General features: G+C 62.1%; 10 protein-coding genes. 7 read left to right on the top strand and 3 right to left on the bottom strand.

The features are described from left to right. The 3 genes from O2807_09030 to O2807_09020 form a co-directional block, all read right to left on the bottom strand. Window positions 1-121, bottom strand: a 121-nt coding sequence (locus tag O2807_09030; protein MDA1000638.1) for an alpha-ketoacid dehydrogenase subunit beta, incomplete at its 3' end; no start/stop codon positions are given. 20 nt (window positions 122-141) lie between these two features. After that, window positions 142-1113, bottom strand: a complete 972-nt coding sequence (locus O2807_09025; protein ID MDA1000637.1) for a thiamine pyrophosphate-dependent dehydrogenase E1 component subunit alpha — start codon at window positions 1111-1113, stop codon at window positions 142-144. A gap of 92 nt (window positions 1114-1205) precedes the next feature. Then, a complete protein-coding gene (locus O2807_09020; GenBank protein ID MDA1000636.1) occupies window positions 1206-1787 on the bottom strand; it encodes a PilZ domain-containing protein in 582 nt (193 codons plus the stop codon). 272 nt (window positions 1788-2059) lie between these two features. Here O2807_09020 and O2807_09015 point away from each other — a divergent pair, with 272 nt between their 5' ends. The 7 genes from O2807_09015 to O2807_08985 form a co-directional block, all read left to right on the top strand. Then, window positions 2060-2599, top strand: coding sequence for a ribosome maturation factor RimP (locus O2807_09015; GenBank protein MDA1000635.1), 540 nt, complete (start codon window positions 2060-2062; stop codon window positions 2597-2599). Further along, window positions 2596-3963 carry a transcription termination factor NusA gene (nusA, locus tag O2807_09010; GenBank protein MDA1000634.1) on the top strand — a complete coding sequence of 456 codons (1368 nt, stop codon included), beginning with the start codon at window positions 2596-2598 and terminating at the stop codon, window positions 3961-3963. Before O2807_09015 ends, nusA begins: the two co-directional genes overlap by 4 nt. Before the next feature lie 45 nt (window positions 3964-4008). Next, window positions 4009-4560: a YlxR family protein gene (locus O2807_09005; protein ID MDA1000633.1), complete on the top strand. Its 552-nt coding sequence runs from the start codon at window positions 4009-4011 to the stop codon at window positions 4558-4560. A 62-nt stretch (window positions 4561-4622) separates the two neighbouring features. Continuing rightward, window positions 4623-6815 (top strand): translation initiation factor IF-2, encoded by a 2193-nt coding sequence (infB, locus tag O2807_09000; GenBank protein ID MDA1000632.1) that lies wholly within the window; start codon window positions 4623-4625, stop codon window positions 6813-6815. A 38-nt stretch (window positions 6816-6853) separates the two neighbouring features. Then, a complete protein-coding gene (locus O2807_08995; protein ID MDA1000631.1) occupies window positions 6854-7138 on the top strand; it encodes a DUF503 domain-containing protein in 285 nt (94 codons plus the stop codon). Window positions 7139-7159: 21 nt separating this feature from the next. Continuing rightward, complete coding sequence (rbfA, locus tag O2807_08990) at window positions 7160-7537, top strand: 30S ribosome-binding factor RbfA (protein MDA1000630.1); 378 nt, start codon at window positions 7160-7162, stop codon at window positions 7535-7537. Beyond that, window positions 7534-7887: tRNA pseudouridine(55) synthase (locus O2807_08985; GenBank protein ID MDA1000629.1), on the top strand; the 354-nt coding region annotated here is incomplete at its 3' end. The genes rbfA and O2807_08985, both read left to right, overlap by 4 nt.

The raw sequence follows: 7887 nt of genomic DNA, 5'->3' as shown, positions 1-7887 counted from the left end.
TGGTGTTGAACGAGCCGCCGAACTGGGCGATGTCCTCGCCGAGGAGGAAAACGGTCTCGTCGCGGTCCATCTCCTGCCCGAGGGCTTCGGCGATGGCGTCCCGGAAAAGTAGTGTACGCATGGGTTTCTCTTCTGTCCTGCTCAAAGGTTGGCGTAGATGTCGGTGAGCGCCTCCTCCTCGGAGGGCTCGGGGCTGTGCCGGGCGAATTCGACGGCGCTTTCGATTTCATCGTTCACGCGCTGGAGGATTTTCTCAGCGTCGCCTTTCTTCAGCCATTTTTTTTTCTCGAGGGAGGCCGCGAAGTTGGGGATCGGGTCGCGGGGCTTCCACTTTTTCACTTCCTTGTCGTGGCCGTAGTCGGTGCCGGGGTCGCCGAGGTAGTGCCCCCCGAAGCGCATGGTCTTGGCCTCGACGAGAGTGGGGCCCTTTCCCGCGCGGGCCCTTCGGATGGCCTCGCCGGCGACTTCGTAGACGGCGGCCGGGTCCATGCCGTCCACCGTGACGCCGGGAATGTTGTAGCCCTTCGCGCGGTCGGCGACATCCTGAATGGCCTGGTGGTAGCTGCGGGGGGTGCTCTCGGCGAATCCGTTGTTCTCGCAGACGAAGACGACGGGGAGCTTCCAGATGGCGGCGAGGTTCACTCCCTCGTGGAAGGCGCCCTCGTTGGTTGCGCCGTCGCCGAAGAAGCTGACGACAGCGTGTTTTTCCTTTTTCATCTGGATGCCGAGGGCGGCGCCGGCCGCGATGGGAATGCCGCCGCCGACGATGCCGTTCGCGCCGAGGACGCCGAGGTCCTGATCGGCGATGTGCATGGAGCCCCCCTTGCCCTTGCAGTAGCCCGTCCGCCGGGCGTAGAGCTCGGCGAACATGCCCTCGAAGCCGAGCCCCTTGGCGATCATGTGGCCGTGTCCGCGGTGGGTCGAGGTGATCTGGTCCTGGGGGGTCAGGTGGGCGCAGACGCCGGTGGCGACGGCCTCCTCGCCGATGTAGGGATGGAGATGGCCGTAGAGTTCCCCGGCCTGGAAAAGCGCGATGGAGCGCTCCTCGAAGCGGCGGATGCGCACCATGGTTTCATAGATGTGGAGTGCCGATTTCCGGTTCAGGGCGGGCATGTCGTTGCGCTCTCCCGGAAAATGAAGGTTCAGTAAAAACGTACCCCTCCCTGGTGGAGAGACGCATCTCCTGTCAGGGAGCGGTGGGCCGGTTAGGTGTCCCGCTGAGACCGGAGCAGTACGCGCTGGCGCTGGAAGGTGTAGCGCAAGATTTCTTCGCGATCCTGCTCGTTGATGGCCTCGTATTGAATGGAAACCTGGACCGATGGGGTTTCGGTTCGTGATTTGATGGATGCGCCGAGGCGGGTGACGACGCCGATGGCCTCGACCTGCATGACCGGCACCGTGGGATACCGCATGACAATCCAGACGAGATCGCCTTTTTTGTAGAGCTGGCGGCTTGCGAAGCGGATGCCGGATCCGCTGATATTCACGTCGGAGGGGAAGAACTCGATGTCGCTGGCCTGGGTCTTCGTCTGCAACTCCGAGATGATGAAGTCGAGCTTTTTGTCGAGTATCAGGAGGGCCTTCCAGGTGGGCGAATTGCCGTCTACGTTCCGGCCGGCCGACTCGAGAAGCCCTTCGATGGATTCAAGTGAGCCTTGGCGCGATGAGCGGTTGATGATCTTCTGGCTCAGCGTGTCGAACTCCGCCTTTGTCACCAGGCGGTGGCTGACGTCAATGTGGTCGTCTACGCGGACCAGTGCGCGGCGCTGGGCATCCGATTTCGCCATGCTCATCCCCTAAAGAGGTGTCTTTCGGGCTCGAATCAACAGCATTTTGAATGGTAGCATGGCAGTCGGAGAGCGGCAAGATACGAAAAGGGCCGCTGGTAGGGGTTTTTCTGCTTCGTTCGGGGGCAAGGGCCGGGGGAGGCTACTTGCACATTCAAGGCAAGGGGATTAGACTTGCATTAGGCATTCGCACGGTATGTGGGGCCAGTTATGCGCCCCACTTTTTTTTCAGGAATTCCCGGCAGCCCGCCCGGCGAGGACAACGCAATACGATGGTTCAACCGTTGAAAATGGAGAAGATTTGGGAGCTTGCCGAGGCGTGCCTGAAGGCCCAAGGGATAGAGCTTGTGGATGTCGAGTTGGGCGCCCAGGGAAGCCGTCCCCTGATACGGGTATTTATCGACAAGTCCCAGGGTGTTGACCTCGCGGACTGCACCCGGGTCAGCCGCGAGTTGGAGTGCCATTTCGATGCGGACCCGGATTTCGGGGAGCGGTACGTACTGGAGGTCTCCAGCCCCGGCATCGAGCGGCCGCTCCGGAAACCAGCCGATTTTTTCCGTTTTTCGGGTCAGAAGGTGAAGATCCGGCTCCGGAGCGCCATAGAGGGCCACCAGAAGCTCACCGGCCACATTCAGGGCGTGGATGGCGTGCAGTTGCGCATTCTCGCCGAAGATGGCGTGGAGTGGAGTTTTCCGCTGGACAACATCAAGAAGGCGAATCTGGTCGTGGATTGGGATAAGGAGTTTCAGGTGATGAACGCTTCGGAAGGTTCTGCATTCAAGGCGGGCGATGACGGAGGGGCGCGCTCATGAGCCAGGAACTGCTGGCAGTCCTTTCCCAGCTGGAAAGGGAGCGGGGCGTGTCCAAGGAGATTCTCCAGGATACGCTGAAGGAGGCCATCGCCTCGGCGGCGCGCAAGCAGTACAACCTCGGGGAGAACGTCGCGGTTGAGTTCGACAACACTTCGGGCGAGCTTTGCGTGACGGCGAGCAAGGAAGTGGTCCGCGTCGTCGAGGACGAAACCATTGAAGTCGCGCTCGATGAAGCCAAAAAGGCAGACCCCAATCTGCAGGTAGGGGACACTTACAGCTATTCCCTCGCAACGGAGGGCTTGGGGAGAATCGCCGCCCAGATGGCCAAGCAGGTCATCATCCAGCGGGTGCGCGAGGCCGAGCGGGCAAAACTCTACGAGGAATTCAAGGACAGAGAGGGCGAGCTCATCACCGGGGCCGTGTCCCAGGTGGAGCGCGGAAACATCTATGTCGACATCGGCCGCGCGGAGGCGATGCTCCCGCGGCGGGAGCAGATTTTTCGCGAGATATATAAGCGCGGCGACCGGATTCGCGCCTATATTCTCGAGGTGCGCGAGGTGACCAAGGGGCCGCAGGTCATCCTGAGCCGCACCAGCCCCGGCCTGCTGATCCGTCTCTTTGAAATGGAGGTCCCCGAGGTCTACGACGGCGTCGTCGAGATCAAGGGCTGCGTCCGCGAGCCGAGCGGGCGCTCGAAGCTGGCGGTGGTAAGCCACGATCGGGACGTTGACCCGGTCGGCGCCTGTGTCGGCACGCGCGGCAGCCGGGTGCAGGCCATCGTGCAGGAGTTGCGCGGAGAGAAGATAGACATTATCGCTTGGAACGACGACATCCGCACATACGCGGCAAACGCGCTGAGTCCGGCAAAGATTCAGCACATCATTCTCCACGAGAACGAGGGCCGGATGGAGGTTCTCGTCCCGGACGATCAGCTCTCGCTTGCCATCGGAAAAGGCGGTCAGAACGTGCGTCTCGCGGCGAAGCTTCTGGGCTGGAAAATCGATCTCAAGGGTGAGAGCGAGTACCGGCGCATGATCGCCGAGCAGGCGTTCTCTGAGGTGCTCTCGGATGGCAAAAAGACGAAGGAAGAGGACGAAGGGCCGAGCCTGGAGAGCCTCGATGTCGTCGGCGAGAAGATGTCCCTGCTGTTGACGGAAAACGGTTTCGGGACCATTGCCTCGGTGGCTGTCGCTTCGGTCGAGCAGCTTTGCGAGGTTCCGGGCATCGGGCCGAAACGGGCCCAGATTCTAATCGATGCGGCGGTAGCGCATCAGGCGGGAGGGAACGCGACCGCTGCCGATTCGGACGCCCCCGCAGAGAATGAGGCGCTGGCGGAGAAGTCGAGCGAGGAGCCTGCCGGCTGAGAAGCGGGTGTGCCCTCCGTTTTGGGTGATGATTTGCCGGATAGAATGTGTGTCGGCTGTCGAAAAAAAATGCCCGCGGGCCGGATGTTCCGAGTGGCGGCCTCGCCCCGGGGAGAGGTGGCCGCCGAACTGGGGAGCCAACTGCCGGGCCGGGGGGCGCACTGCTGTTTTGAGCGGAGCTGCCTCCGCCAGGCAATGAAGCCGGGCCTGCTGGCGCATGTGCTTCGCCGCGCGGTGCAGGTGCCAGATGAGGAGAGCCTCGCCGCGCAGATTCGGGCAGCGCTGGAGAACAGAATCCGGGGCCTGCTCGCGGCGGGCATCGGAAAGGGAACGATCACCACAGGACGGGAGGCCGCCCTTCGGGAGGGGGCTTCGGGAAAAGCGGGCAGATGGTTTCTGGCGTCCGACCTTTCGCCGAACAGCCGGAGGGAGATGGAGGAGAAGGCGATGAATCCCGTCCCGCTTCCCCTGGGGATGGAGGATGTCGGCCGGGCCAGCGGGCGCAAGCCCACGGGCGTGCTTTTTGTGGCGGATCCGCCGCTGGAAGAGGCGCTGGCGTTGAGTGTCTCGCAGTGGAATTCGTTGAATATCATCTGAATTTTCAGTATTTTAGATGTTAGATGCTAATGTGATTACTATGGCCTGAAACTGAGGAATTAATGGCGAAAATCAGGGTGTATGAGCTGGCCAAACAGCTCGGTTACGCGAACAAAGCGTTCGTGGAGGAGCTCAAAGGCGAGGGGATCGAAGTCAAAAGCCATATGAGTACGGTCGATGAGGAAACGGCCGAGCTCATCGTGACCCTCTTCAGTGCCTCGAAGGAGAAGAAGGCGGCAACGCCCGCGGCGCCCGCGAAGAAGGCGGACGTCGCCCCCACGGAGAAAGCCAAGGCCCCGGCGAAGAAAAAAAAGGCCGCTCCCGCCGCTGCGGAAGAGGCGCCGCCCCTGAAGGCCAAAGTCCCGAAAAAGAAAGAGGCTCCTGCCCCCGTCGAGGCACCGGTGCCGGTGGCAGAAGCGCCGAAGGGGGAGGAGCCGCCGAAGAAGAAAGTGGCGCCCCCTCGGGCGGAGGCGGCCCCTGCGCCTCCAGCTCCCGCGCGCCCGCGCGGCGGGCGGGTCCGCATCGGTGAGACGATCACCGTGAAGGAACTGGCCGACAAGCTCAGCGTCCGCGTGGCAGAGGTCATCAAGGAGCTGATGAAGCTTGGCCAGATGACCACCATCAACCAGTCCTTGGACAACACGATGGCAACGATCGTTTGCGAGACTTTCGGCTATGAAGTTGAAATCGCCAAGGACAAAATCGAGGACATTCTTATCCAGGAGGCCGACAAGCCGGAGGACCTCGAGACCCGGGCACCCGTGATCACGATCATGGGGCATGTTGACCACGGGAAGACCCGCCTTCTCGATGCCATCCGCAACGCGAATGTCATGGCGGGCGAGGCGGGCGGCATCACGCAGCATATCGGCGCCTACCGGGTGAAGACCGGAAAGGGCACCTGCGTTTTCCTCGACACCCCCGGCCATGAAGCCTTTACGGCCATGCGCGCCCGCGGGGCGCAGGTAACAGATATGGTGATCCTGGTCGTGGCGGCGAATGAGGGGGTCATGCCCCAGACGCGCGAAGCCATTGACCATGCCAAGGCGGCGGGTGTGAAGATCATGGTGGCTATGAACAAGATGGATCTTCAGGACGCGAACCCCGACCGGGTGAAACAGCAGCTTTCCGACTTGGGCCTCATCCCCGAGGAATGGGGAGGCGATACAGTCTACTGCCCCATCTCGGCGAAGCAGGGCGATGGTATCGATGATCTTCTGGAACTGGCGGTCCTTCAGGCGGAGATGATGGAGTTGAAGGCGAACCCGAACCGGCCGGGGTTGGGGGTGGTGATCGAGGCCAAGCTTGATCGGGGCCGCGGGCCGGTTGCCACCGTTCTTGTCCAGCGGGGAACGCTGAGGGTCGGCGACTCGTTCGTGGCGGGCAGGTGGAATGGAAAGGTCAGGGCGCTGATCAACGATCAGGGCCTGAAGATCAAGGAGGGCCTGCCTTCGACGCCAGTCGAGGTGGTCGGTTTCAACGGAGTTCCCGACGCGGGGGATGAGTTCATCGTCCTCAATGACGAGCGTGCGGCCCGGGAGATCAGCGCCAAGCGCCAGCACCGGGAGCGGGTGGCCGCGCTCCGGCCGATAGCCCGGATCAGTCTTGAGGGCTTCATGGCAGGGGTGAAGGAGGGGAAGCTGAAAGAGCTGAATCTCATCGTCAAGGCCGATACCCAGGGGAGCATCGAGGCGCTCCGGGAGAGCCTGGGCAAACTCGGCAACGAGGAGGTGGCAGTGCGGATTCTGCACTATCTGACCGGCGGCATCACCGAGTCGGACGTGATGCTGGCGGCGGCCTCCTCGGCCGTCATCGTCGGCTTCAACGTCCGGCCGACGCCCGGCGCCCAGGAGACGGCCAAGAAGGAGTCGGTCGACATCCGCCTCTACTCTGTAATTTACGATGCGATTGGGGAGGTGAAGGCGGCCCTTGAGGGGATTCTCGAGCCCTTCCGGCGCGAGGTGGTCACCGCCCATGCCGAAGTGCGGCAAGTCTTTCACGTTCCCCGGGTGGGAACCATTGCGGGAACCCTTGTCAGTGACGGCAAGATAAAGCGGAATTCCGAAGCCCGCGTGATCCGGGACAACGTGGTGGTGTATGCCAGCCGCATCTCCTCGCTCCGGCGCTTCAAGGATGATGTCCACGAGGTGCAGTCGGGTTATGAGTGCGGCATCGGAGTGGAGAAATTCAACGACCTGAAGGAGGGGGACATCATCGAGCTGTTCGAGACCGAAGAGGTTGCCCGTACCCTCTAGATGTTCGTTTCGCTCCCTCCGCCGGAGGCCTTTCCTTCATGACGGCCGTCGGGCTTTTGACCGTGGATCTGCAAATCCATGACAGCCAATCTCTCAAGAGCAAGCGGAAGGTGGTGAAATCCATCATCGCCCGCCTTCGGAACCGCTTCAACGTGGCTGTCGCCGAGGTGGACTATCAGGACAAATGGCAGCTCTGCCGCCTCGGCGTCAGCGCGGTCAGCAACGAAGGCCGGATGACCGAGCGGCAACTCCGCAAGGTACTGGACGCCATCGAGGGAATGGGGATGGCGATCATCGTGGATTTCCAGATCGAGGTTTTTTGAAAAGCGAGGCGCGAAGAAAAAGTGGCCTATCCCCGTTCGGCACGTGTGGCCGATTTGATTCGGAATGAGTTGGCGGATCTGCTCCTGCGGGAGGTGAAGGATCCGCGCGTGGAGAACATTGTCATCACCCGGGTGGAGGTTTCGCCGGACTTGCACAACGCGCGAGTCTATTTCAGCCGCTATGGCAAGGACCACGGCGATGAGAAAGAGGTGCAGGAGGGGCTGGAGGGGCTCGAGCGGGCGACGGGGTTTCTCCAGGGGCGGATCGGAGAGCGCATTCGCCTGAAAAAAACGCCACGGCTGAGTTTCGAGATCGATCGGCACATCGCCTACAGCGATGAGATCGACCGGCTTCTGCACTCCATCCAGGAAAAAGAGACGGGGGAGGGGCGCGGATGACGCTCTCCGGGGTGCTGAATGTCTTCAAGGACGGGGGGCCCACCTCGCACGATGTGGTGGCGATGGTGCGCCGCCTCCTTCCACCGAAGAGCAAGGTGGGGCATGCGGGGACGCTCGATCCGATGGCGGAGGGCGTGCTCCCTGTCTGTATCGGCCAGGCGACGAAGCTTTTCCCCTATCTGCTGGATTGCCGGAAGACCTATCGGGCGGTGCTTTTGCTCGGACGCGTGACCGATACTCAGGATGTGACGGGCGAGACGCTCTCTGAATCGGAGGCGGGGGAGGTCTCGCTCGCCGCAATGCAGACCCTTCTCGATGGCTTCCGGGGGCGCTCGCGCCAGCTGCCGCCC

Source organism: bacterium (assembly GCA_027622355.1).
GTDB lineage: Bacteria > UBA8248 > UBA8248 > UBA8248 > UBA8248 > JAQBZT01.
This window is presented reverse-complemented; position numbering and strand designations above follow the sequence as displayed.

What these genes read in the sequence shown, in the direction of transcription:
- infB (MDA1000632.1), top strand. Translation starts at nt 4,623, where the DNA reads ATGGCGAAAATCAGGGTGTATGAGCTGGCCAAACAGCTCGGTTACGCG.
- O2807_08995 (MDA1000631.1), top strand. Translation starts at nt 6,854, where the DNA reads ATGACGGCCGTCGGGCTTTTGACCGTGGATCTGCAAATCCATGACAGC.
- O2807_09025 (MDA1000637.1), bottom strand. Translation starts at nt 1,113, where the DNA reads ATGCCCGCCCTGAACCGGAAATCGGCACTCCACATCTATGAAACCATG.
- O2807_09015 (MDA1000635.1), top strand. Translation starts at nt 2,060, where the DNA reads ATGGTTCAACCGTTGAAAATGGAGAAGATTTGGGAGCTTGCCGAGGCG.
- nusA (MDA1000634.1), top strand. Translation starts at nt 2,596, where the DNA reads ATGAGCCAGGAACTGCTGGCAGTCCTTTCCCAGCTGGAAAGGGAGCGG.
- O2807_09005 (MDA1000633.1), top strand. Translation starts at nt 4,009, where the DNA reads ATGTGTGTCGGCTGTCGAAAAAAAATGCCCGCGGGCCGGATGTTCCGA.
- O2807_09020 (MDA1000636.1), bottom strand. Translation starts at nt 1,787, where the DNA reads ATGGCGAAATCGGATGCCCAGCGCCGCGCACTGGTCCGCGTAGACGAC.